Annotated in this window: 21 protein-coding genes; 2 read left to right on the forward strand and 19 right to left on the reverse strand. The window is 33.0% G+C overall.

Annotated features, from left to right (window positions below; translation table 11 throughout):
• Positions 1–210 precede the first annotated feature (210 nt).
• The 11 genes from pgi to BOW55_RS05755 all read right to left on the reverse strand — a co-directional run bounded on the left by pgi (position 211) and on the right by BOW55_RS05755 (position 13,794).
• Entirely contained in the window at positions 211–1,854 is a 1,644-nt protein-coding gene (gene pgi, locus BOW55_RS05705) for a glucose-6-phosphate isomerase (RefSeq protein ID WP_129023353.1), read from the reverse strand.
• A gap of 124 nt (positions 1,855–1,978) precedes the next feature.
• Positions 1,979–2,311, reverse strand: a complete 333-nt coding sequence (locus tag BOW55_RS05710; protein WP_129023354.1) for a hypothetical protein — start codon at positions 2,309–2,311, stop codon at positions 1,979–1,981.
• Positions 2,312–2,359: 48 nt separating this feature from the next.
• Entirely contained in the window at positions 2,360–2,980 is a 621-nt protein-coding gene (locus BOW55_RS05715; RefSeq protein ID WP_129023355.1) for a hypothetical protein, read from the reverse strand.
• Positions 2,981–2,998: 18 nt separating this feature from the next.
• On the reverse strand, positions 2,999–4,219 hold the full coding sequence (locus BOW55_RS05720; RefSeq protein WP_089053315.1) for a peptidoglycan DD-metalloendopeptidase family protein: 1,221 nt from the start codon (positions 4,217–4,219) through the stop codon (positions 2,999–3,001).
• A 31-nt stretch (positions 4,220–4,250) separates the two neighbouring features.
• Positions 4,251–5,183 carry a tryptophan 2,3-dioxygenase family protein gene (locus BOW55_RS05725; protein WP_129023356.1) on the reverse strand — a complete coding sequence of 311 codons (933 nt, stop codon included), beginning with the start codon at positions 5,181–5,183 and terminating at the stop codon, positions 4,251–4,253.
• Positions 5,180–5,953 carry a DUF3108 domain-containing protein gene (locus BOW55_RS05730; protein WP_129023357.1) on the reverse strand — a complete coding sequence of 258 codons (774 nt, stop codon included), beginning with the start codon at positions 5,951–5,953 and terminating at the stop codon, positions 5,180–5,182. Before BOW55_RS05730 ends, BOW55_RS05725 begins: the two co-directional genes overlap by 4 nt.
• 299 nt (positions 5,954–6,252) lie before the next feature.
• On the reverse strand, positions 6,253–7,413 hold the full coding sequence (gene hppD / locus BOW55_RS05735; RefSeq protein WP_129023358.1) for a 4-hydroxyphenylpyruvate dioxygenase: 1,161 nt from the start codon (positions 7,411–7,413) through the stop codon (positions 6,253–6,255).
• 170 nt (positions 7,414–7,583) lie between these two features.
• Positions 7,584–8,741 carry a homogentisate 1,2-dioxygenase gene (locus tag BOW55_RS05740; protein WP_129023359.1) on the reverse strand — a complete coding sequence of 386 codons (1,158 nt, stop codon included), beginning with the start codon at positions 8,739–8,741 and terminating at the stop codon, positions 7,584–7,586.
• A 260-nt stretch (positions 8,742–9,001) separates the two neighbouring features.
• Positions 9,002–11,359 carry a patatin-like phospholipase family protein gene (locus tag BOW55_RS05745; RefSeq protein ID WP_129023360.1) on the reverse strand — a complete coding sequence of 786 codons (2,358 nt, stop codon included), beginning with the start codon at positions 11,357–11,359 and terminating at the stop codon, positions 9,002–9,004.
• Between the two features lie 9 nt (positions 11,360–11,368).
• The gene (uvrC, locus tag BOW55_RS05750; RefSeq protein WP_129023361.1) at positions 11,369–13,159 is read right to left on the reverse strand and encodes an excinuclease ABC subunit UvrC; all 1,791 of its coding nucleotides are present in this window, start codon (positions 13,157–13,159) and stop codon (positions 11,369–11,371) included.
• A 107-nt stretch (positions 13,160–13,266) separates the two neighbouring features.
• Positions 13,267–13,794, reverse strand: coding sequence for a hypothetical protein (locus BOW55_RS05755; RefSeq protein ID WP_129023362.1), 528 nt, complete (start codon positions 13,792–13,794; stop codon positions 13,267–13,269).
• Positions 13,795–13,899: 105 nt separating this feature from the next.
• On the opposite strand from BOW55_RS05755, the gene BOW55_RS05760 reads away from it, so the two are divergent.
• Positions 13,900–14,880 (forward strand): succinylglutamate desuccinylase/aspartoacylase family protein, encoded by a 981-nt coding sequence (locus BOW55_RS05760; protein ID WP_129023363.1) that lies wholly within the window; start codon positions 13,900–13,902, stop codon positions 14,878–14,880.
• Positions 14,867–15,436 (forward strand): 5-formyltetrahydrofolate cyclo-ligase, encoded by a 570-nt coding sequence (locus BOW55_RS05765; protein ID WP_129023364.1) that lies wholly within the window; start codon positions 14,867–14,869, stop codon positions 15,434–15,436. Before BOW55_RS05760 ends, BOW55_RS05765 begins: the two co-directional genes overlap by 14 nt.
• Positions 15,437–15,574: 138 nt before the next feature.
• Here the strand turns inward: BOW55_RS05765 and BOW55_RS05770 are convergent, their stop codons facing one another.
• The 8 genes from BOW55_RS05770 to BOW55_RS05805 all read right to left on the reverse strand — a co-directional run bounded on the left by BOW55_RS05770 (position 15,575) and on the right by BOW55_RS05805 (position 24,453).
• Positions 15,575–16,198 carry a hypothetical protein gene (locus BOW55_RS05770; RefSeq protein ID WP_129023365.1) on the reverse strand — a complete coding sequence of 208 codons (624 nt, stop codon included), beginning with the start codon at positions 16,196–16,198 and terminating at the stop codon, positions 15,575–15,577.
• A 47-nt stretch (positions 16,199–16,245) separates the two neighbouring features.
• Complete coding sequence (locus BOW55_RS05775) at positions 16,246–16,992, reverse strand: tetratricopeptide repeat protein (RefSeq protein ID WP_129023366.1); 747 nt, start codon at positions 16,990–16,992, stop codon at positions 16,246–16,248.
• A 56-nt stretch (positions 16,993–17,048) separates the two neighbouring features.
• Entirely contained in the window at positions 17,049–18,794 is a 1,746-nt protein-coding gene (locus BOW55_RS05780) for a BatD family protein (protein WP_129023367.1), read from the reverse strand.
• 100 nt (positions 18,795–18,894) lie between these two features.
• Complete coding sequence (locus BOW55_RS05785) at positions 18,895–19,668, reverse strand: tetratricopeptide repeat protein (protein WP_089053303.1); 774 nt, start codon at positions 19,666–19,668, stop codon at positions 18,895–18,897.
• A gap of 42 nt (positions 19,669–19,710) precedes the next feature.
• Positions 19,711–20,745: a VWA domain-containing protein gene (locus tag BOW55_RS05790; protein WP_089053302.1), complete on the reverse strand. Its 1,035-nt coding sequence runs from the start codon at positions 20,743–20,745 to the stop codon at positions 19,711–19,713.
• Positions 20,746–20,798: 53 nt separating this feature from the next.
• A complete protein-coding gene (locus tag BOW55_RS05795) occupies positions 20,799–21,803 on the reverse strand; it encodes a VWA domain-containing protein (RefSeq protein ID WP_089053301.1) in 1,005 nt (334 codons plus the stop codon).
• Positions 21,803–23,437, reverse strand: coding sequence for a hypothetical protein (locus BOW55_RS05800; protein ID WP_129023368.1), 1,635 nt, complete (start codon positions 23,435–23,437; stop codon positions 21,803–21,805). The genes BOW55_RS05795 and BOW55_RS05800 overlap by 1 nt, the downstream gene beginning before the upstream one ends.
• 152 nt (positions 23,438–23,589) lie before the next feature.
• Positions 23,590–24,453 (reverse strand): DUF58 domain-containing protein, encoded by an 864-nt coding sequence (locus BOW55_RS05805; RefSeq protein WP_129023369.1) that lies wholly within the window; start codon positions 24,451–24,453, stop codon positions 23,590–23,592.
• Positions 24,454–24,481: the final 28 nt, after the last annotated feature.

Raw genomic sequence — 24,481 nt, forward strand, 5'->3', positions numbered from 1 at the left:
TTTCTTTTTTGTTTGCATAAAACAACGTTTTTTTGATTTTACATGCCTGTTTTTTGTTAAAATCGTAAGAATGTGTTGGGTTGTGTAGTGTTAAACTTGCAAATTTTTACGGTGAACTGCGGTTTTGCTGGTTGTTTATGCGAAAAAACGCCTTAAATTTTGTTAATTTAAGGCGTTTCAGGAGGTTATAAAACTCTATTTTTTAAGGTTTTATTTATTCTTCAAAAAGTGGTTCAATAAAAATGTAGTTGAACTGTCGTGATTTTTTACTGTTTTAGAGTTAATTTCATCTAAAATAGAGTTTGCCAGTTGTTTTCCTAATTCAACTCCCCATTGGTCAAAGCTGAAAATATTCCAGATAACACCTTGAACAAAAATCTTATGTTCATATAAAGCAATTAATGATCCTAAGCTTTTAGGAGTTAATTTTTGAATTAAGATTGTATTGGTTGGTTTGTTTCCTGTAAAAACTTTAAATGGCAATAAGTAAGCCGCTTTTTCTGCAGGAAGTTCTTGTTTGTCAAATTCAGCTTGAACTTGTGTAGGAGTTTTTCCGTTCATTAAAGCTTCTGTTTGGGCAAAAAAGTTTGACATTAATTTATCATGATGATCTTCATTTCCGTAAAGTGGCTTTACGAATCCAATAAAATCCGTTGGGATTAATTTTGTTCCTTGGTGAATTAATTGAAAGAAAGCATGCTGCGAATTTGTTCCTGGTTCTCCCCAAATAATTGTTCCAGTTTGGTAGTTAACAGGTTTTCCGTCACGACCAACACTTTTTCCGTTACTTTCCATAGTTGCCTGCTGTAAGTAAGGAGCTAGTTTTGATAAATATTGTGTATATGGAATCAAAGCTTCACTTTCGGCTCCAAAGAAGTTGTTGTACCAAACACTCAATAAACCTAAAATTACAGGAATGTTCTCGTCAAATTCTGTCGATTTGAAATGCTCGTCCATTTCGTTTGCACCAACTAATAATTGGTTGTAGTTATCAAAACCAATTGCTAAGGCAATACTCAAACCAACAGCACTCCATAAAGAAAATCTTCCTCCAACCCAATCCCACATTGGGAAAATATTGTCAGGATTAATTCCAAATTCTGTTACCTTTTGAATATTCGTTGAAACTGCCACGAAGTGTTTTGCAATATCTTCTTGTGAAGCTGATTTTAAAAACCATTCTTTGATAGTTTCAGAATTTGATAAAGTTTCTTGAGTGGTAAAAGTTTTAGAAACGATTAAGAAAAGTGTAGTTTCTGGGTTTAATTTTTTGATTATCTCGTTTACGTGATCGCCGTCAACATTTGAAACGAAATGTGTTTTTAGGTGATTTTTGTAAAATTGTAAAGCTTCAACAGCCATAACAGGTCCAAGATCTGAACCTCCAATTCCAATATTTACAATATCAGTAAAAGCTTTTCCAGTAAAACCTTTTCTTTGTCCAGAAATTACTTCCTCTGTAAAGTTTTTGATTTTGTTTTTTACTTCGTAAACTTCAGGAATTACATTTTCTCCATCAACTTTTATAACTGCCGATTCTGGAGCACGCAAAGCAGTATGTAACACAGCTCGGTTTTCAGTTTGATTAATGATTGCTCCGCCAAAATATTGTGCGATTGCATCTTTTAATCCAATAGAATTTGCTAATTCTAATAATAATGAAATAGTTTCTTGACTGATATTGTTTTTAGAATAATCAACTAAAAAGTCATTCCATTGTAAGTTAAATTTTGCAGCACGAGCATTATCTTGTTGAAATAATTCTTGTATTGTAGTTTCGTGAATTGCGTTATAGTGGTTTTGCAGATTTTTCCACGCTTCAGTCCCGGTTGGGTTTGTTGTGTTTAAAGCCATTTGTATTTTTATTGAAGTTTAGTTTTTTTTAGAAACACAAAAATACTGAAATAACTTTTAAAAGGGTAGTGGTTCGGGATTATATAACAAATAGTTACGAAAACGATTTATGAGATTAGTGCTTTTAATTTTTAATTTTTGCCGTTATTATGACTGCGCCATCATTTTCTTTTTCGTTATATATTATACGACTGCTATTCTTGTTTAAAAAATCCAAATTTATGATCTCTGATTTTTTCAACGGTAATAAAATGGTGTCTTGCTGTTTGTTGTATTTAAATGGAATTCCGTTTATTACGATTAGAGGAGATTCATCAATTTGATCATTTTTAAAAGCATTATTGATTAATTCTGATGCGTAATATTTGTTTTCATTTGTGTCCTTTAAAATGAAAATCTTTGGATTGGAACATCCGAGTATTATTGTCGACGAGAATGCAAATAGTATTCTTTTCATTAATTAATCTTGTGATTTGATAAAAAGAGATGTTTTTGAATTAAAGTTTTACCAAATCTTCCACCAAGGTTTTTTGTTAATAGTAATAGTTTTCTCGGCGGTATTAATTTCTATTCTTTTTAAAGGTTCTGTTTTAATCTTAGAATCATCAAAGAATAATTCGCCATTGTCGCTCATTCCAATTGGAGACTTTGTTCTTTCTTTCCAGTTTTCGGTTTGTAATTCAGGAATTAAAGGTGAATTGATTTTGGTGCTGAATTTTTTTCTTGCCTTTTCGATAATTTGTTCTTCAAGATTTGATGAAGAATTTTTAAAAAGTGAAATTGAAGTATCAGGAATATTTAAAAGAAAAACCTGTGTTTTGTCATCGATTTTCTGAATGTCCAAAACTTTAAAATAAGCAATCGAATCTAGTAGAAAATGTCCGATTTTTGCTGAATCAGGATTGAATTTTGATAAATCTTTAGGATGAGCGCTGGCAATTAAATATCTAAAATTTCCAAAAAGACCACCGCCAATTGAAGTCATATCAGTAAAACCTTTTTCTTGAATGATCTGTCCGATCTTGTAATTCGAAATTAAGTTCTCGGGTAAATTTGTATCTCTGTAAAACAGTTTTAAACCTGAAAAAGTTTCATTGTAAATTGCTTTAATCCGAGCGTTTTTCATATTTGCTATTTGATAGATTTACAAATTCCCAATACTGTCCAATTCTCTTTTCAAAGGTTCGATTTGTTTCATGAAACGCGTTCTGTCATTTCCAGTCAAAGATTCGCCAGTTGGCAGATTAAGTCGAAGTGCATCTACCTGAACGCCATTCTTCCAGAATCGGTAACAAACGTGAGGTCCAGTTGCAAGTCCTGTACTTCCTACTAATCCAATGGTTTGTCCTTGTGTAACACGCTGTCCGCGTCGAACTAAAATTCGCGACATGTGTAGGTATTGAGTAGAGTAGGTTCCGTTGTGTTTTACTTTTACAAAGTTTCCATTTCCTGCAGTATATCCTGTCGCTTCGACAACTCCTGATGCAGTTGTTGAAATTGGAGTTCCAGTTGGCGCTGCATAATCTGTTCCTTTATGTGCTTTCCAAGTATGTTGTACAGGATGGAATCTATTCGCAGTAAAGCGAGAAGTGATTCGGCTGAATTTGATTGGTGTTTTTAAGAAAAAGTTTTTTAACGTTTTTCCCTCGTCATCATAATATTCAATTTTTCCTGAAGTGGTATCTCTTTCAAATGGAAATGCATAAACGATTTTGCCTTTATATTCAAAAAAAGCAGCTTCTAGTTCTTCGACACCATCATAAGTTTTGCCATTGATAAAACGTTCTGTGAAAATTAGTCCGTAACGATCTCCTTTTTTTAGTTTAAAGAAGTCAATAGACCAAGAGAACACTTTTGTAATTCTGCTGGCAAGTGCAGTTTCTACACTCTCATTTCCAAGAGTTTCAGATAAAGAGCTTTTTAAAACACCACCAATAATTTTACGTTTTAAAGTAACGGGTTTTACTTTTTTATATGCTTTTGCGATACTGTCTCTTAAGTCAATTACATAATAAGACAATGCATCCGGCTGGTAGATAAATACTTGTAATTTGTTCGTTTTGTTTTTAGCTCTAAGTAAGGTAAAGGGTTTGTTGTAGCGAATTGACCTTACATTAAAAGAATCTTTTACTTGTTCGACAATATTGTGAACTTGTTTGTCGCCAATATTTTGGCCTTGAATTATTGAACCAAAAGAATCTCCTTTTTCGATAGTGTCATTAACAACATTGAAGTCAGCATAATTAAAACCAAATTCTACTTTTTTAGTTTTTGGTTTAATAGTTTTTGTTTCAACCTTTTCGGCGGTTTTATTGCATGAAAATATTGAAAATAATACTATTATAATTACGAATGCTTTTTTCAAACTTTTAATTTTTTTGGGAAACTAAAGTAGTTTATTCGTTCCCCCAGTTAGACAATTCATCTTCGGTCCACAATTTAGGAAAAAAGATGCGTCGTTGGTATTTTGGGTGCATATATTTTTGCCAGTCGCTTCCGCCTGTTGCTTCTCCCGTTCCTTTTCCGCTTTCTAAGATGTATTTTCTTGCAGTATTTAAATGCTGCATTACCCAAGTAATATTTACGGTTTTGTCGTAGTGGCGCATTGCTGCAATTAAATCACTATTTTGTTGATCTTCGACAGGTAGTTGAGAGAATTTCTGCCAAATGTTTTTCGTTTTAAACGAAGTCATTTGTCTTAAAAACTGATCTTTATATTTTTTTTCAAACTCATTTAGTAAATAAGATTTTTCGCCAGTTTGATAATCTTTTCCTGCCGCCTGCCAATACAAATGCTCAAAACTTGTTTCAAGATCAGTGTTTTCGTCAAAATTTGCTTTGTATCTGCGGTCTGTTAAATTAATAACATCTGTAGATGCAAATTCGATCATTCTATATTGTGCACTTTGAAAACCGCTGGCAGGAGTAAGCGTATTTCTAAATTTCATGTATTGATCGACTTCCATACCGTTCTCCATAATACTGAACGAATTCGTAAGCATGTCAAAATATCGTGTAATTCTTGAAAGTCTTTCGTTGAAAAAATCGGCTTGAATGTTTTCTGTATCAGCGATTTGGTCAATTTCCCACAAGATCATTTTAAAGATTAATTCGTTTACCTGATGATACATGATGAAAACCATTTCGTCAGGAAGTGTGGTGCGTTGTATTTGTAAATTTAAAAGAGCATCAGTTTGTATATAATCCCAATATGTAATTGGTTTTGACCAAAGCAAACCTTCTAACTGAACATCAGTTTTTTGATTTATGGCTTGAAATTTAAGGTCAATTTCTTTTAAAATTGATTCTGAATGATCAGTTAGGTTCATTTCTTTTTAACTTTAAGCGGATTTTTTAATCCTTTATATTCATCAAGATCTGCTTTTAGAGATCCAACGGCAAGATCTGCTTTGATTCTGATTGGCACTTTGTTGTCGTCGTCTGTTATCCAGAGTGTTAAGCTTTCCTTTTCTTTAAAGACTCTTCCAGTTTGTACGAGAGGTTTGAAAACCATTGTTGAAACGGTTCCAAATTTAGTCGTAATATCTTGACGGCCTACATATTTTAACTTAAATTTTGTGATTTCATCATCAAAAAACATATCAATTGTAATGGATTCTCCTGATTTTAGTTTATCGATATTTGGATGGTTTCTTAAATAATAAAAAGACGAAACAATATCTTGCACATTATCAGTAACTACAATTGTTTTTTCGGTTTTTCGTTTGTAATCTTTTACTAAAACTTTGTTCTCGGGCAGATTAAAAAAACCTTCTTGATTTTTAGTGTAACCGCCTTCGTCAATTTTGCGAACATAGCGATATGGGCTTCCAGTTTCTTTGTCAAAGTAGCTTTCGTATAAGTCTTCGACTTTAAAAAAGAATTTTGACATTCCGGTTGTGTAGCCTTTTCCTACGGCGTGATGCACTTTTTTATTGTTTATTGTAGCATCTTTAATCTCAAGAGTCGCGTATCCGGCATTTACAATTCCGTAATGAATTCTGAATTTGAAGTATTCTCCAGTATCAAAAGCGTCTTCTTTTTGAGTGTCAAAACTAAATGACGTTATAATCAATATAATGAGGACGAACTTTTTCATAGTACAATTTTTACATTTCATAATAAAGGTAAATAAATGCAAATTCTATTCCAAATGTACCAAAACAAAAAAACTCAGTCAAGGAATGACTGAGTTTTTATGCTATTAACTAACCAAAAAACTATAAATTATGAAATTTATATCAAATTAGAAGGAAACCACCCCTTCTTGATTTGCGAGTGCAAAGATAGATACAAAGTGTATAAAAAAAATAGCAAATAGTAAGTTTAACATAACATTTGCATAAAAATCATCATTTTGCAGAGATTTTTTTTGCATAATGTAAAAATAATGCAATTTTACAAAGTTCCTCTCAATTCTTGCTCTCTCTCAATTGACTCAAACAGAGCCTTAAAGTTACCTGCGCCAAACCCTTTTGCACCCATTCTTTGAATAATTTCGAAGAAAAGCGTCGGTCTGTCTTGAACTGGCTTCGTAAATATCTGTAAAAGGTAACCATCTTCGTCGGCATCGACCATGATCGCTAACTTTTCAATTTCATTGATATCTTCTTTCATCATATCCATATGAACTCCTAATCTTTCAGGAATTGCTTCATAGTATGTATGCGGAGGAGCTGATAAAAATTCAACCCCGCGTGCTCTTAGTTGTGATACTGTTTTGATGATGTCATCTGTAGCAATAGCGATATGCTGAATTCCAGGTCCGCCATAAAAATCTAAATATTCTTCAATTTGAGATTTTTTCTTTCCTTCAGCTGGCTCGTTGATAGGGAATTTAATTCTTCCGTTTCCGTTTGACATTACTTTACTCATCAATGCAGAATATTCTGTGGTAATTTGTTTGTCGTCAAATGATAAGAAATTCACAAATCCCATAACGTCTTCATAGAATTTTACCCAAGTATTCATTTCATTCCATCCCACATTTCCAACCATGTGATCAATATATTTTAATCCCGTTGGTTCTGGGTTGTAATCTGATTTCCATTCTTTATAACCTGGCAAGAAAACACCGTTGTAGTTTTTTCTTTCTACAAAAATGTGAACAGTTTCTCCGTAAGTATAAATTCCAGAACGGACAACTTGACCAAATTCATCTTCTTCTACGGTTGGTTCCATAAAAGAACGTGCGCCGCGTTTCATTGTTTCTTCGTAAGATTTTGTAGCGTCTTCAACCCAAAGTGCTGCCACTTTTACGCCGTCACCATGTTTTTTAAGATGTTCGTTTATTGGAGAATCTGCCGTTAATGGCGTAGTTAAAACAATTCTGATTTTATCTTGTTTTAGAACATAAGATGCTCTGTCTTTTACTCCAGTTTCTAATCCGGCATAAGCTAATGACTGATATCCGAAAGCGGTTTTATAATAATGTGCAGATTGTTTTGCATTCCCTACATAAAATTCTACATAATCTGTTCCTAATAATGGAAGGAAATCTTGTGCTCCTTCAAATATTTTCTCTAATCCGTATTCTACTGATTTTACTTCTTTTGACATGATGTTTATTTGTTTAATCGGTTAATCGGTTAATTGATTTTTCCGAAATGTTGTGTTTAGATTAATTTTTTACCGCAAAGACGCTAAGTAAAACGCAAGGTTCGCAAAGTTTTTTGTAGCGATCTTTGCGCAAAATCCTTGCGAACTTTGCGGTTAGATCAAGACTATAATTACTCAGTCCATGACTTATAGTACTGTCCATCATCTAGTCCCATAGCTTCTTCAGTAACCATTAAAGGTCTGAAAGTATCAACCATAACGGCTAATTCCTGAGTTTCTTTATGACCAATACTGCGTTCCATTGCACCTGGTGCTGGACCGTGTGGAATTCCTTTTGGGTGTAAAGTGATATGTCCTTGCTCAATATTGTTACGGCTCATAAAATCGCCATCAACATAATATAGTACTTCATCAGAATCTATATTGCTGTGATTGTATGGCGCTGGAATGGCTTTTGGGTGATAATCGTAAAGTCTTGGGCAGAATGAACAAACAACAAAAGTTGCTGTTTCAAAAGTTTGATGTACCGGAGGCGGTTGGTGAACACGCCCGGTTATAGGTTCGAAATTGTGAATTGAAAATCCGTAAGGGAAGTTGTATCCGTCCCAGCCCACAACATCAAATGGATGTGTAGCATAAACCACTTCGTGAATCATGCCTTCTTTTTTAATCTTAATTAAAAAATCTCCTTTTTCGTCGTAGGTTTCCAATTCGTTTGGCAAAATAAAATCACGCTCACAAAATGGAGAGTGCTCTAAATGCTGACCTGATTGGTTTTTATATCGTTTTGGAGTATAGAATGGAGAATAAGATTCTACATAAAATAGTCGGTTGTCTTCTGTTTCAAAATCAATTTGATAAATAATACCACGCGGAATAATCAAATAATCGCCATATTCAAACGGAATATTTCCTAACATGGTTCTTAATTTTCCTTTTCCTCTATGAATGAAAAGCATTTCATCGGCATCGGCATTTTTATAGAAATAATTTCGAAGTGATTCTTTCGGCGCAGCCAAACCAATGATACAGTCTTTGTTGACTAACATTGCTTTTCGGCTGTCTAAAAAGTCATTTTCAGGTTTTAATTCAAAACCTTTAAAAAGAAGTGATTTTATGTTTTTTCCGATTGCAATTTTTGGTTCAACCGAATAGGAATTTAAAATTTCTTTTACCTGCGTTGGTCTGTGAACATGATAAGATAGTGACGAATGTCCGTGAAAACCTTCGGTTCCAAATAATTGTTCATAGTAAAAACCTCCGTTTGGTTTTTCGAATTGGGTGTGTCTCTTTTGAGGAAAATCTCCAAGTTTATGGTATAATGGCATGGCTTTTCAATTAGATAATTTTAAAATTAATTAGATAATTCGAAAATTGTGAATTGTGTGAACAGATAATCAAGTCAACATTAGTATTGACTAATTATCTCAATTCGATAGCTTCATTCAGGATTTCTCTTGATGAGGAATTGAAGATACTCTAATAAACCTGTCCATTTAGTTTTCATTATAACAAATGTCGTAATTTTTATTGATCAAAATTACATATTATATTATTTATAACATAAAATATTTCGAAAAAATCGAAATTAAAATAAAAAACCTATACTAAACCAAGTGAAACTTTTTGACATTTCGGGCGACCATGATTGTTTAATTTCGATTGGGCCAATAATGGTTTCTAGTCCGTAACCTACTGCATAACCAGAATATTTTGGCATTGAAATCCAGTCGACTGTACTAAATATATCATCGCCCAAATTGGCATAATTGGCCGAAAGATTTACGTGGTTTTTCTTGAAAATCTCGTAATCGAGTGTAATTCCGGTTTTTATAAAGCTGTTTCCTGCAATACTTAGAAAATCATAGCCGTAAAAATAATTGAAATTATTTATTTTGTTATATCCATATCCTCCTAAAATATAATCGAAAAATGGAACGCTGTCATTTCCAAATGTTAAACCAGCATCGGCATCTATTTTAAATGTCAGCTTTTTGAAGATCGTATTTACGTACGAAACCTGAGCTTTTGCCATCGAAAATGGTTTAAACAAATTAGTATAATTTGAAGATGCTAAATAAGTTTGGAGATCTGTCGAGAAATACAATCCTGAATTTGGGTAATATTTGTCATCAAATGAATCGTATTTTAGATAGGCGAAAGCACTTAGATAACTGCTTTTGTCAATTACGTTGTCGATGTTTGCCAGAGTTGGAGAGCTTATTTTAAGATATTTATATTCAAGTCCGCCGCCCATTAAAAATTTCTGTACAAAAATGGTTTGAAAATAAGCTTGATTACTTAAATCCATAAAATCGACATTAATAAGATTTACATTCGGATTTTGTGCTGTTAGAGTACTTATGTTTGTCGTTACATTTCGGTTAAATTGATTTAATCTAGAGCGAAATCCAAAACTTATATTAAATCCATTTTCGACATAATAGTTGAAATCGTATCTAAAATTATCTCCTAAAATGACATCGAGAGAAGTAACATCATTTTTTAAGAATGTTTTTTTATGAGTTAGATTTAATAATATACCGCTCTTGTACAAACCATCATAATGAAGACCAAGTTTTAAATAAGTCTGTGTTGGGTTTTCTTTTAATACAAGATCTAAATTGTCATTTTTTTCTCCATTGGGCTCTAAACAATAGGATATGGTGCTAAAGTTTTGAGTAGCATTTAAATTGTTGATCCCAGTTTTAAGATCAGCATAGGTGATCGTACTTCCTGGTTTGAAGCGTAATTTACCACGAATATATTCCTTTGTGTAATTCTCGAGATTGTCACTGTTTATCTCGGCGATTTCAAGTGTATCTGAGGCAAGTTTTAGTTTTGGTTTTTTATAAAAATTATCTTCGTTTACCAGCGATTTAATTTTTTCGTAAACCGCAAAAGAAGCTTCTTCTCCTTTTCGGATAATTTCTTCTCCCTTGTCAAATGAGATTACACCATAATCACGAATATCAGGTTTGATATAAATGTCAGTATCTTTTACTTTACTTTTCATTTTTTCAATTGATTGCAGATTGGTAATCTGAACCAAGATTCGAGTTGCGTTTTTTAGGTTTTTTCTATTCAATAAATCATCCTGAACATCGACACCAATAATAATGTCGGCGCCAAGATTACGAACTTCTTTTATAGGGTAATTGTTTACAACACCTCCGTCGACTAATAAATTTCCGTCGATTTCGACAGGTGTAAATAACGATGGAAAAGCAGCACTTGCCATCATGGCTTGAACTAAATTTCCTTTGTTAAGCAATACTTCTTCGCCGGTTTCAATATTAGTTCCAATACATAAAAACGGAGTTGGAAGTTTGTTGAAATCGCGAACATGACGAACATTACGTGTTAGACTGCTCAGTAAATTGTAATTGTACATTCCCTTTGAAAGTGCTTCAGGAATACCAATTTTAAAATTACTGAATGGTAAAACAATAGCATACAATTCGTCGTTTTTCTTGCCGTAGAAGTTTTTTGAAGAACGCGGAATATAATCGTTTATTAATTCGTCGAAATTTGTTTTCTTGAAAATAGAGTCAATTTGCGAAGCATTGTAACCAGAAGCATAAAGTCCGCCAATTACAGATCCCATACTGGTTCCGCCAATATAATCAATTTTGATTCCGGCTTCTTCCAGTACTTTTAAAACTCCAATATGTGCAAAACCTTTGGCGCCGCCGCCGCTTAATACTAATCCAATTTTTGGTTTTTTAATACTGTCTCTTTTATTTTCTTGTGAAATAGATTTTTGTGGAGTCAGTAATAAAAGTGAAAAAACTAATGCTGTACTCCAGAAGGAAATAGAAAACTGCGAAAACGAAAAGATTGTTTTTTCCTGCCAAAAAAGAGCGGCCCAAGAAGCTCCCTTGTTGGGATCGGAAAAAAAACCTTTTAACCGAGTATTTAAAATTGACAGCTGGTTTGGGCGCATATGAATTTACTAGTTCGTTTTGTAAAAGTCGACAATTTTTTTGGCTTTAGAAACCCCTACAACGGCAGATATTTCTTTTTCTGATGCTAATTTCAATCTTTTAACACTTTTAAAATGTTGTATTAACGTAAGCATGGTTTTTTCGCCAATACCTGGAATACTTTCGACTGAGGAATTAAGAGCTGCTTTGCTGCGTTTGTCTCTGTGAAAAGTGATTCCAAATCGGTGCGCTTCGTTTCGTAATTGCTGAATCACTTTGAGTGTTTCTGATTTTTTATCGAGATATAATGGAATTGAATCTCCGGGATAAAATAGTTCTTCTAAACGTTTTGCAATCCCGATAATAGCAACTTTTCCGCGTAAACCCAATTCGTCAATGCTTTTTAAAGCGGCAGATAACTGACCTTTTCCACCGTCAATAATAATTAATTGCGGCATTGGCTCATTTTCCTCTAATACTCTTTTGTAACGACGATATACAATTTCGGTCATTGAGGCAAAATCATCTGGGCCTTCAACTGTTTTTACATTAAAATGGCGATAATCCTTTTTACTTGGTTTTCCATCTTTAAAAACTACACAGGCAGCAACAGGATTTGTTCCCTGAATATTCGAGTTATCAAAACATTCGATATGGCGCGGCTCTGAGGGAAGACGTAAATCTTTCTGCATTTGCGCCATGATTCGATTTGTATGTCGGTCAGGATCTACAATTTGTAATTGTTTTAATTGTTCAATTCGGTAAAATTTGGCATTTCGAATCGATAAATCTAAAATCTGTTTTTTATCGCCAAGCTGCGGAACTGTTGTTTTGATGTTTTCGCCTAAATCTATTTCAAACGGAACAATTACTTCTTTTGATAAAAGCTGAAAACGTTCGCGAAGTTCAACAATAGCAAGTTCTAAAAGCTCTTCGTCGCTTTCGTCAAGCTTCTTTTTCATTTCTAAAGTGTGCGAACGAATAATCGATCCGTGCGAAATTTGCAGAAAGTTCACAAAAGCGGCACTTTCATCAGACACAATCGAAAATACATCGATGTTGGTAATCTTTGGATTTACAATTGTCGATTTTGATTGATAGTTTTCTAGAACTTCTATTTTCTCTTTGATTTTTTGTGCTTCTTCAAAACGCAATTCTTGCGCATATTCGACCATTAATCTTTTAAAACCTTTGATGCTTTCTTTGAAATTTCCTTTTAGAATTTCGCGAATTGCGTCGACTTGTTTTTGATATTCTTCTAATGATTCTAAACCTTCACAAGGTCCTTTGCAATTGCCAATATGATATTCAAGGCAGACTTTAAATTTACCAGAATCAATATTAGATTTACTTAAGTCGTAATTGCAGGTTCGGAGCGGATATAATTCTTTGATAAGATCAAGAATAGTGTGTACTGTTTTGAAACTGGTATAAGGACCAAAATATTCTGAGCCGTCTTTGACCATTCTTCTGGTCGAAAATATTCTCGAAAAAGGTTCTTTTTTTATACAAATCCAAGGATAACTTTTATCATCACGAAGCAAAACATTATATCTTGGCTGTAATGTTTTTATCAGATTATTTTCTAATAAAAGAGCATCCGTTTCAGTAGGAACCACAATGTGTTTTATGGTAACGATTTTTTTTACTAAAACATTTGTTTTGGCTGTATCGTGAATTTTATTGAAATAAGATGAAACTCTTTTTTTTAAGTTTTTGGCTTTGCCAACATATAAAATCTTTCCGTCCTTATCATAGTATTGATAAACGCCCGGATTATCTGGTAAAGTTAGAATTTGAAGTTCGAGAGGAGTCTGCATAGAACAAATTTAAACTTTTGCGCTCAAATTAAATAATTCTTTTAGTTTTCTTAAAGAAAAAACGCCCGTTTTCTTTAAGAAACGGACGCTTTTTTAGGGTGGTACTATTACTTAATTGTAAAGTATTCTGTTTGCAGTAAATGTGTTCTTTCATCAAATGAGAAATCTACATATTTTGCATCATCTTTTTTTATAGAAACTTCTAATTTGCTTCTGCCGATTTCTTTTTTATCAGCATCAAAAGCTTTTAGTAAAACATCGCCTTTAAAGTCTTTTTTAGCAATCAGATAAATCGTTACTTTCTTTTGTTTGTCACTGTCAGCACCGTAAATTTTCTCTGCTTTACATTCTTCAAAATTGGTTTTAAAAGCAGGATCAGAAATTACTTTTGAGGTATTGATGCTTTCGCTCATTCCTGAATTGATGCCTTTTATTACATCGCCAATTCCTTTTGATGCACTTTTAGCGGCTTCTTTTCCTTCTTCTTGAAGTGCTTTTCCTGCACCTTCTATTAATTTTGATTTAACAGCAACAGCTTCGTTTCCATCCGCTTCTGCTTCTTTCATTTTCTCTTCTTTACTTTGGCAGGAAACCAATATGGCTAATGCACTAAATAAAACTAATACTTTTTTCATTTCTTTTTTAGGTTTTGAATAGATTGTATGTTAAGAATTTAAGTGTTAAAAATCAAAGATATAAATTTAAAATATAATTTCTATATTTAGCTTTTATTATTAAATATGAAAAATAGTAAGCCTTTGGTGATTTTTGGAGAAGCAATTCTACCCGGAGAAAGCAGAACCATAAATGTTGAGATTGCTCGATTACATACTACCACAAAACTTAATATTCCAGTTATTGTTCGTCGTTCAAAACATGAAGGGCCTGTTGTTTTATTCTCGGCAGGAATCCATGGTGATGAAATAAATGGAGTTGAAGTTGTTCGCCAGATTATCAGTAAAAAAATTAATCGTCCAGCAAGAGGTACCATTATTTGTATTCCGATTATCAATATGTATGGTTTTGTAAATAAATCTCGTGAGTTTCCTGACGGGAGAGATTTAAACAGGGTTTTTCCCGGAAGTAAAAAGGGATCGCTCGCAAGCCGATTTGCTTATCATATTGTAGCTGAAATTTTGCCTATTATTGATTATGCTGTCGATTTTCATGCGGGCGGAGCCAGTCGTTTTAATGCACCTCAAATTAGAGTTACAGAGAATAATCCCGAGTTGAAAATTCTGGCAGATGTTTTTAATGCTCCTTTTACTTTATATTCTAAAAATATCAACGGTTCTTTTAGAAATACCTGTGAAAAAGCCAATATTAAAATGCTGCTTTTTGAAGGCGGAAAATCGCTGGATATAAATGATGCTATTGCAAATGAAGGTGTAATGGGAGTGAAACGTCTTTTGCATTACTTAAAAATGCTTGATCCTAAACACATCGTTGAAAAAGCCGAAGAGCCATCCATTTATATTAAAAATTCAGTTTGGCTTAGGGCCAAATGCTCTGGTTTGCTTCATGATTATAACCTGATTGGAAAGTTTGTGACTAAGGGAACTATTTTGGCGATAATTACAGATCCGTTTGGTAAATTTGAACAAAAGGTAAAAGCTCCTCACGAAGGATTTGTTATAAACGCAAATCATTCGCCAATTGTATATGAGGGTGATGCTATTTATCATATGTCTAAAACTTTACCTGAAAATGTCGACGAATAAAAAGGAATTACGTATACATTATAAAAATCTTCGAAAAGAACTTTCGGCAGATGATATTGAAGAAAAAAGTCTGGCTATTGCCAATAATTTGATCCAATTGCCTATTTGGGATAAAACATATTATCATGTTTTTCTTCCAATTGTAGAACATAAAGAAGTCGATACTGAATTTATTCTGCATTTGCTTTCTGGAAAAGACAAGGAAATCGTGATTTCTAAAAGCGATTTTGAAACCCGTGGAATGACTCATTTTTTATTGACGGATAATACCAAAATCAAAAAAAACGAATATAATATTCCTGAGCCTGTAAATGGACTTGAGGTTCCAACTAAAACTATTGATGTGGTTTTTGTACCGCTTTTAGCTTTTGATCATTTTGGAAACCGAATAGGTTATGGAAAAGGTTTTTATGATAAATTCCTTGCCGATTGTAAACCTGATACGATTAAGATTGGACTTTCGTTTTTTGAAGCAGCAGATCAGATTGATGATGTTTTTGAATCTGATGTAAGATTGGATTACTGCGTTACGCCTGAGAAAGTTTATACTTTTTGATTGTAAACCATATAAGTGATATAAGAAAATTTAAGACTATATGTTTGAATAAGCTAATGTTTACTTATATCACTTATAAGGTGGAATAAAACTCCAATTCTTCATCTTGGAATTTGGGATTTTTTATTTTAGTAAAAGTTATTGCAATTTAAAGTATTCTATTTTTGTATTGCCGCAAATTATTTCTGAAATACCAGTATCATGCTCTTGTCCGATGAAATACGCAATCAATCCTCCAGAAGTTTTATCTATGTAATAAGACCAAACATCTTTGTTTGAATAAGATATGTATAGAGGATCAGAAGACATGTTTGGTTTGTCTGTAAAAACTAGTTTTTCGGTTTTAATCAAACTCCACTTTTTAGTTTTGGGATATAGTTCATAAAACAGTATTTGATCAAGATTTATAGTAATCATTTTTGCAACTACGCTGTCTGAAGGTTCTCTCATGGCCCATGATTCGGCAGTTATCAGTTTCCAATTACCAGTAATTTCTTTGGTTAAATTTGTTCGTAAAATAACTTTTAACGAATCTGATTTTTTTAAAGAAAGATCCTTTATCTCTTTATTAGAACCGAAATTTTGGGCTAAAGAAAAAAAGGCATACGCTCGGTTGAGTTCTTGATCTTTTAAAGCTGTCTCAGCGTTTAAAAACACTTCTTTTTGACGACTATCTATATCAAATATTTCTTCTTTTTCTTCTTGGGCAAAGAGGTTAAGAGAGAAAGTAAGTAATAGCGTTAAAACAAGTTTTTTGAGCATTCGAATGTAATTTAAAATGAGATTATAATTTGCATTCTGTTGAGAGTCTACTTCACTTCCTTGATAGTCGAAGCATCAATCCAGCCTTCTTGACCGTCAGTTAATTCGATTTTTTTCCATTTTCCAACAGTTTCTATTACATAAACTTTTGCTCCTTCATGCAGCAAAATTACTGGAGAACCTGCTTTTTGAGGTTCGCTTCGAACTTCGCTTAATTCTGCAAAAACAATTGCAGGACGATCGTTATCAAAGTGATTCTTCTCAGACATTCCAGCCGAAACACATAGAAGTAATGCAACTAAAAAAATAAACATTCCGATAAAATAAATTCTTTTGCTAATTGTAAGCTGCGAAAAGTAGTATCCAATAAAACATAGTAGAAACACAAATGAAATGGCAACAGAGATTTTAGCCCAAGTGTCATAATCAAAAATTCCAGTAAAGTTTTGAATTAGTTTTGCGAAACCTACTTTTGGCACTTCTTTAATTTCATCAATTGTTCTTTTTTTAGCGAATTTTAAGTTGTTTAAAGCTTCTGGATGATGAGGATTTAAAACTAATGCCTTTTCGTAATTATAGATAGAAGGCGCTACTTTGTTAAGTTTGTAATAACAGTTAGCAAGATTATAATAAACCTCTGCCGATTCTTGTTTGTCTTCTTTAACGATGTTTTCGAAAACGTCAGCTGCTTGCTGATACTGTCCTTTTTGATACAAAGCGTTTCCTTTATCAAAGGCGCTTTGAGCAAAAAAGACCTGCGTGATTAATAAAAATAGATATACTATACTTTTCATTTTTATTTTCTTTGAACCTGAATTGGTTTTAAAACCTTTCGAGTTTGATGTTATATTTAAACAATCTGTTTTTCTAGTGCCGAAATAATTAAAACAGCCTTATCATAATCTTGCTGAATAGAAGCGCTTGATGCTGGCGCATAACGAGCAAATTCACAGTTTTCGGTCAAGTTAATGAAATCTTGAACGGCTTCTGGGTTTGCATTTCTAGACAACAGCAATTCTTGAATATTGGCTTTGCTCATTTCTGAGGTTTCAATATGCAGTTTCGCCTTTAAGAAATTATGCATTGCTTTTTCTAATGCGATATAGAAAGCTTCTTTATTGTTAAGCTGTTTTTTGGCTTGCGATAAGTATTTTTTAGCAAGCTTATTGTTCATTCTAATTCTGTTTCCTGTTACGTCGCCATCTATTGCTTCTTTTCTTTTCTTAGCAAGAATAATAATTGGTATAATGGCAAAAGGAAGGAATAACAAAGTATAATACAAGTTTGAACCGTAAAAATCATTTTTAGCAATTGGTACTAATATGGTTTTTGTTTTGTTGTATTTAAACTGCTCTTTTTCTGCAATAACATTTTTAGAAGCCGTAGATGGATTTGCTTCGGCTAATGTTGGACCGTCTAAAACATCAATCATAATCTCTTTTGTCGTTATTGTTCTATACGAACCAGAACTAAGATCAAAATAAGAGAATGACATTGGTTTAATAGCATATTTTCCTTTGTATTGAGGAACTATGGTGTATTTGTCGGATATTTTTCCAGACATGCCAGATAATGATGTTGTAACTTTTTCATCATGAACCGGGTCGTACATTTCTAACGCATTTGGTACAACTGGTTTAGGTAAAGTAAACAATTTCATATTTCCGTTTCCGGTTGCGCTTACCATTAAATCAAGACTTTCGCCACTTTTCAAAGTTGTTTTTGTTGGAGTAACTGTAAAATTAAATTTACCTACTGCTCCAGTAAAACTTTCAGGTTTACCAGTTTCTGGAAGTGGTTTTACATTTATAGTTCTTGCTCCCGCAGAGACAATTTTATTATCTTCAGTTATAATCATCTGACCAAACATATCACGACGATTTGTTGGTAATTGCACGCCAATGTCTAGAGAGAAAGGTTCGATCGTTAATTTTCCAGATTTTTGAGGATATAAAATGGTTTTCTTTAAAACAACAAAATAGCATCTTTGTCCTTGAAAATTACCTTCTTCAATTGCTAATTGTTTAACTTCTATATTCTGATTCCAGAAATCATTGTATTTAGGTTTTGCAACTTCTTTAAAACCAGTAACACCAATTCCGTTAAAGTACAATTTGTAAACCACTGTAATAGGTTCATTTAAGTACGGATTTGTTTTAGAAACTTCTGCTACTAATTGCAATAATTCATTTCCAGAACCTTGAGGTCTGTCGTTAGGATCTCTTTCTTGTGCAACTGCATTGGTTACAGTAACTTTTATGGGATTAGTTTTGTAAATCTGCCCATTGTATTCGATCGCAGCCTGCTTGATTATAACAGATCCTTTTTGAGCCGGCTGTAAAATGTAAGAGTATATTTTTTGAAAAGAACTTCGTCCATTTACCCACGATTGGCTTATTTGCTGACTAGGTCCCGCAACAAGTTTAAAACCGTCAAAAGAAGGCTGGTCGAAATTATCTCCGTCAACATTCATGATGAAATCAACGCGAAGTCTTTCGTTTAGTCCAAGTGTATTTTTGCTTACTCTGGCTTCAAATTGAACTTGAGCCAAAAGCCCTTGAAAAGTGAATAGTAATAGAATTAAATATCTTTTCATTTAATTTTTTAATCGTTGTTGGTTTAACTGTTAAATCGTTTATTCGTTTGCTCGTTTTATTATTAAACGATTCGACGATTAAACGATTGAACTAAAAATTCTACCAGTCTTTCTCTGGTTTTTTAGGATTAGATTTTACCTTTTGTGCGTTAACTTTATCTTGAATTTTCTTCTCTTCATTGTTTACAGCATCTAATAAGTTTTGAACACGTTCTTTTGAGATTCCGCCTGGCATTGGTTTTGGCTCTCCGTTATTGTCGGACTTGTCGTCTTTCTTCGGATCGTTTTTACCGTCTTTTTTATCCTTGTCTTTATCTCCTTTGTCGTCTTTTTTCTGATCGTCTTTACCGTCTTTTTTATCTTTATTATCGCCGTCTTTCTTTTGATCGTCTTTCTTGTCGTTCTTTTTATCCTTATCCTTGTCTTTGTTCTTGTCGTTTTTAGGCGGATTTTCTTTTAATTTTTGCTTCGCCAATGCATAATTATAACGCGTTTCATCATCTGTAGGATCGTTGCGTAAAGCTTCTTTGTAAGCTTCAACTGCCTGCGTATAATTTTTCTCTTTCATGAAAACGTTTCCAAGATTATGAAAAGCTTTATGTTTTTCTGGTCTTGTTTTGGCATTTTTTATAGCATTTGCAAAAGCATATTTAGCTTCAGAAACTTGATTTTGTTTGTAAATCGAGTTTCCAAGATTATAAGGAGCTGCTGCGCGCTTAGGAAATTTTGAGGCAGAGATTCTGTAATTAGCTTCGGCATCAACAAATTTATTCTGCTTATATTCCTCATTGGCACTAGGCAATGTCTTATCTTTTTCCTGTGCAGAAACTGCCAAAGAAAACGTTAGTAAAATATAAAGAAGTAAATTTTTCATTCTAATGTTTTTATTTTTTATTCCGAGTTTTAAGCGGAATCTTTATTTTTTCTCGTTAAATAAATTCAACTCTTTAATCCAATTGGTTTTTCTTTCTAAAAGGAAAATGTCTACGAACAACAGTAAGAAAGCAAATCCGATGAACCATTGAAACTGTGATTGAAAATCCGCCATTTGTGTAGATTCAAACTCTGTTTTTTGAATGTTATTTAAAGCATTTTTGATATATTCTAAAACCTCTTTTGTATTACCGCCGTAAACATAGCCTCCTTTTGTTGCTTTTGCAATAGTTTTTAAGCCTTCTTGATTAAGTTTAGTAATAACAGTTTCTCCGTTTTGATCTTTTTGATAGCTGCGAACTACGCCGTTTTCTTTTAACGGAATTGTTCCTCCTTTTTCTGTTCCAACACCAACAGTAATAATTTTCATTCCTATTTTGTTGGCTTCTTCAGCAGCAAGTGAAGCTCCTTCTGAATGATCTTCACCATCAGAAATTAAAATCAAAAGCTTACTGGTTTTGCTCTTTTCATCAAAATATTTAGCTGATAATCGAATTGCTTCGTCAAGAGATGTCCCTTGTGATGAAACCATATCCGGACTCATGCTTTGCAAGAACATTTTTGCAACACTGTAATCAGATGTGATTGGTAAAACTGGAAAGGCACTTCCGGCATAAGCAACAATACCGATTCTGTCGTTTCCTAGAGAATTAATAATCTGCGAAACGAGTTGTTTACTTTTGTCTAAACGATTAGGCGCAACGTCTTCTGCAAGCATACTTTTAGAAACGTCAACAGCAAAAACAATATCAATACCTTCGCGTTTTACGGTTTCCATTTTGGTTCCTATTTTTGGATTTACCAAACCGATAATTAAAAACGCTAATGCCAAAAGCAAGATCGATATTTTTAATACAGGTTTAAAAACAGATCGCTCCGGGCTTAATTTTTTTACCATTTCTAAATCACCAAACTCGAGTTGTTTTTTTCTTTTCCAATACATATTGAAAAGAAATATACACGCCACAATTGGGAGTAGTAATAAGAGATATAAATATTTTTTTTCGTCTAATTCCATATAATTTTTAAAATTCCAATCCCTGTATTATCGAGATTTTTATTCGAATTTCTTTAAATAAAGCTTCTATAAACCGTGTTTCTTAAACCAACTTCTAACAATAGTAAAAAGGCAGCTAGTAAAACAAAACCTCTATATTTTTCGTCGTAATCATAGAATTTTAATTCTTGGATTTCTGTTGTTTCTAGTTTGTTAATTGCATTGTATATTTCGGCTAACTTGTCGTTGCTTGTTGCTCTAAAATAAGTTCCATCTGTTTTTCGAGCGATATTTTTCATTAATCTTTCGTCGATTTCAACCTTTTGCATTTTGAATAAAAAACCTCCGTTTGGTGCGTATGCATAAGGGGATTCTGCCATTCCGTTTGTTCCAATACCAATCGTGTATACTTTTATGCCATATTGTTTGGCAATATCAGCAGCAGTTTCTGGTTCAATAAAACCTGCATTATTAACACCATCAGTCATTAAAATAACAACTCTGCTTTTTGCTTTACTATCTTTAAGACGATTTACGGCAGTTGCTAAACCCATTCCAATTCCAGTTCCGTCTTGCAGAACAGTGTCATATCGAATTCCTTTTATTGCTTCAAGAATAATTGGTTTGTCGCTTGTAACAGGTGTTTTAGTATACGCTTCAGAAGCATATAAAACTAAACCGATTCTGTCGTTTGGTCTTTCTTCAACAAAATCTGCAGCAACTCTTTTTAAAGCTTCCATACGGTTTGGCTTTAAATCTTTTGCAAGCATACTTCCAGATACGTCAATTGCCATTACAATATCAATTCCTTTTGTCGTTTTTGTTTGATTGCTGATATCTACCGTTCTTGGTCTTGCAAGAGCAATAATTAAAGAACATAAAGCAATGATTCTAAAAACGTATAGAAAAGGTTTTAATTTTGTTAATAACGATTCGCTGTTTTTAAAACCTGCTGTCGAGCTCATTTTTAATGTAGCCGACTGCTGATTTCTTTTCCAAAAAAACCAAGCAATAGCGATTGGAATTAATAGAAACAACCAAAAAAATTCTGGATTTAAAAAAGTGATCTTATTGTTCATTAGTTACTTGCCTTTTTAAGTTCAACAGAATTTAAAATTCGGGTTGTGATGTCGTTAGCATACGTATCGCCCTCCTCGTGTAAAATAACTATCTGCTGTAATCCTTGATCTTGTTTAAACAACAAGATTTCGTAATATGCTTTTGTACTAGTTTTAGTCGTCGGATTTAAAATGCTCATTGTTCCGTAACCTTTTACGCCTTGAATTCCTTGATTGGTTTGGAAATCTTCTTGCTTAACGATTATGTTTTGACCTCCTTGAAGTTCGATTACTTTTAGACTTCCTTCTAAAGCTTTTGATAAATCGATTTCAGTTGGCGTTTTAAATTGTGTGGTAGAAACAGCAACATAAAAATTATCAATCATACTGCCATACGCAAAAAGCTGCATTTCCTTTATCAAAGCCATAGTTTCCTTCGGAAGTGCTTTTAAAGCATCCATACGTTTTAAAACCTTTGGAGTTTCAATAATAACGCCCGGATTTCCGTATTCACTTTTTACCCATTCTCCTTCTAATAATTCTTTAGACGGATGCCCAATAATATTGTCTTTTACGTATGCAAAACCTTTTGTAGCAATAAAGAAAGTTGTTGTTGCGAATAGTAAAAAAACAACTGAACCAGCTGCAATTGCAATACGTTTGTTTCTTTGTTTTTTTAATTGAAGCTGAATTTGTTTTTGCTTTTGAGCTTCATTCAATAATTGATCTTCTTCTTCAGCTGGAACTTCTGTTGGAATAGCATTGTCCAGTGTTAGAATTACTTTTTGAATTTTATTTCTGTCATCAGTAATTTCAAAATCCAATGGTTTAGATTTTGCAAATTTTACTAAATCAGCCTGACGCAATACACGTTCTAGATTTTCAACGGTTTCTGGCGTTAAAGCCATTTTCTTTTTAGTTGAAGCAGTTCTAATTGCTTGAATTAATTCAGAAGTTGTGCTTTCCATTGCAGGAATATGAATGGCTTCTTCAATGTAATTACGAGCAATATCAGTTAGTTCACTATAATATTCTTTAATTTCTCCTTTTTGAACCAGTTCTTTTTGTTCTAGATTGTTTAATAAACTAGTCGCTTTTTCAATTGGAGTTTTATAAACTTCTTCTTCGATTTTCTTTTTCTGATGTTTTTTAACATACCAGTATACAAAAGCACCAATTCCTAAAATGATAATCAATGCTAAAACATATTTCCACCAATCGCCAATACCGTTGTCAACAGTCGAAATGTCTTTGATGTCATACATTTTTTGCTGCAGCGTATCCACTTTTACATTGGCAACTTCTACTTTAATAGAATCTGATAAATAAGGTTTTTTGTCGATTAGAATCTGAACACTAGGAATTACATACTTTCCTGAATCAAATTGTGTTAAGCCATATTTTTTGATTAACTCGTAAGTGTCATTTTTCTTAACAGTATCAATTGGGTACGATTGAATTACTTCTAGAGCACCAATTTTTTTTAGCTTAGGGAAAACTACTTTCGAACTCGAATTAACAGTTGTTTTAAGAGTCAGCTTAAATTCAGCTCCAATTTTATTTTTTGTAGTATCAATGCTTGTTTCAACTTGTTTTTGCTGAGCGAAAATAGTCGAAGTAAGTAAAAATAAAAATATGTAAAACTTTAATTTCATTTGATTTTTGATTTCAGATTTTAGTCTAAAACGAAAGCTTAAACATGGTATACAGATGACGCAGATTTAAGCGGATTTTTGTTGATGTTTTTATTCTTCAATCTTGTTTGAAATCTAATATTCTAACAATCTAAGAAGTCTAATAATCTAAATTATCTTGATTTAAAATAACCTAATAATTTGGTTACATAATTTTCGTCAACTCTTGTGTTTACAACACCAGCACCAGATTTGCTAAAGATTTCTTTAAAATAATTAACTCTTTCAAGGTAATGTTTCTCGTAATTTATTCTCACGGTTTTTGAACCGGTATCGACCAATTGAATTTTACCAGTTTCGGCATCAAGCATTGTGACCATTCCTAAATTTGGAATTTTTTCTTCACGCAGGTCATATACTCTAACTCCCGTAATGTCATGTTTTTTAGAAGCAATTTTTAAAGTCTGCTCATAATTTTCAGACATGAAATCAGAAATCATAAAAACAATTGCTTTCTTTTTCTGAGTTCCCGATAAAAATTTTAAAGCTTGAGCAATATCAGTTTTTTGACTTTTTGGTTCAAACTCGATCAATTCACGAATGATTCTCAATACGTGTGAGCGTCCTTTTTTTGGCGGAATATACAATTCTACATTGTCAGAAAAAAGGATTAAACCAATTTTGTCATTATTTTGTGTAGCCGAAAAAGCCATCGTTGCCGCAATTTCGGTGACGATGTCTTTTTTAAACTGACTTTTAGATCCAAAACCTTCAGAGCCCGAAATATCAACCATTAAAACCATGGTTAATTCGCGTTCTTCTTCAAAAACTTTTACGTGGGCTTCATTATAGCGTGCGGTAACATTCCAATCTATATTACGAATATCATCGCCATATTGGTATTGGCGCACCTCGCTAAAAGTCATTCCGCGCCCTTTAAATGAAGAATGGTACTCTCCCGAAAAGATATGATTACTCAGTCTTTTAGTTTTGATTTCTATTTTCCGTACTTTTTTTAAAAGCTCTTTTGTATCCATTTTTTATTAGTGTTCAGTGATCAGTTAG

The sequence above is a fragment of the Flavobacterium sp. YO12 genome, assembly GCF_004119495.1.
In the GTDB taxonomy this organism is placed as follows: Bacteria; Bacteroidota; Bacteroidia; order Flavobacteriales; family Flavobacteriaceae; genus Flavobacterium.

Excerpts from the sequence above, each read along its gene's own strand:
- BOW55_RS05795 (WP_089053301.1), bottom strand. The coding sequence starts at position 21,803 with ATGAACAATAAGATCACTTTTTTAAATCCAGAATTTTTTTGGTTGTTT.
- BOW55_RS05790 (WP_089053302.1), bottom strand. The coding sequence starts at position 20,745 with ATGGAATTAGACGAAAAAAAATATTTATATCTCTTATTACTACTCCCA.
- BOW55_RS05715 (WP_129023355.1), bottom strand. The coding sequence starts at position 2,980 with ATGAAAAACGCTCGGATTAAAGCAATTTACAATGAAACTTTTTCAGGT.
- BOW55_RS05755 (WP_129023362.1), bottom strand. The coding sequence starts at position 13,794 with ATGAAAAAAGTATTAGTTTTATTTAGTGCATTAGCCATATTGGTTTCC.
- BOW55_RS05725 (WP_129023356.1), bottom strand. The coding sequence starts at position 5,183 with ATGAACCTAACTGATCATTCAGAATCAATTTTAAAAGAAATTGACCTT.
- BOW55_RS05805 (WP_129023369.1), bottom strand. The coding sequence starts at position 24,453 with ATGGATACAAAAGAGCTTTTAAAAAAAGTACGGAAAATAGAAATCAAA.
- BOW55_RS05785 (WP_089053303.1), bottom strand. The coding sequence starts at position 19,668 with ATGAAAAATTTACTTCTTTATATTTTACTAACGTTTTCTTTGGCAGTT.
- BOW55_RS05730 (WP_129023357.1), bottom strand. The coding sequence starts at position 5,953 with ATGAAAAAGTTCGTCCTCATTATATTGATTATAACGTCATTTAGTTTT.
- uvrC (WP_129023361.1), bottom strand. The coding sequence starts at position 13,159 with ATGCAGACTCCTCTCGAACTTCAAATTCTAACTTTACCAGATAATCCG.
- hppD (WP_129023358.1), bottom strand. The coding sequence starts at position 7,413 with ATGTCAAAAGAAGTAAAATCAGTAGAATACGGATTAGAGAAAATATTT.
- BOW55_RS05765 (WP_129023364.1), top strand. The coding sequence starts at position 14,867 with ATGTCGACGAATAAAAAGGAATTACGTATACATTATAAAAATCTTCGA.
- pgi (WP_129023353.1), bottom strand. The coding sequence starts at position 1,854 with ATGGCTTTAAACACAACAAACCCAACCGGGACTGAAGCGTGGAAAAAT.
- BOW55_RS05780 (WP_129023367.1), bottom strand. The coding sequence starts at position 18,794 with ATGAAAAGATATTTAATTCTATTACTATTCACTTTTCAAGGGCTTTTG.
- BOW55_RS05775 (WP_129023366.1), bottom strand. The coding sequence starts at position 16,992 with ATGAAAAGTATAGTATATCTATTTTTATTAATCACGCAGGTCTTTTTT.
- BOW55_RS05760 (WP_129023363.1), top strand. The coding sequence starts at position 13,900 with ATGAAAAATAGTAAGCCTTTGGTGATTTTTGGAGAAGCAATTCTACCC.
- BOW55_RS05740 (WP_129023359.1), bottom strand. The coding sequence starts at position 8,741 with ATGCCATTATACCATAAACTTGGAGATTTTCCTCAAAAGAGACACACC.
- BOW55_RS05710 (WP_129023354.1), bottom strand. The coding sequence starts at position 2,311 with ATGAAAAGAATACTATTTGCATTCTCGTCGACAATAATACTCGGATGT.
- BOW55_RS05745 (WP_129023360.1), bottom strand. The coding sequence starts at position 11,359 with ATGCGCCCAAACCAGCTGTCAATTTTAAATACTCGGTTAAAAGGTTTT.
- BOW55_RS05770 (WP_129023365.1), bottom strand. The coding sequence starts at position 16,198 with ATGCTCAAAAAACTTGTTTTAACGCTATTACTTACTTTCTCTCTTAAC.
- BOW55_RS05800 (WP_129023368.1), bottom strand. The coding sequence starts at position 23,437 with ATGAAATTAAAGTTTTACATATTTTTATTTTTACTTACTTCGACTATT.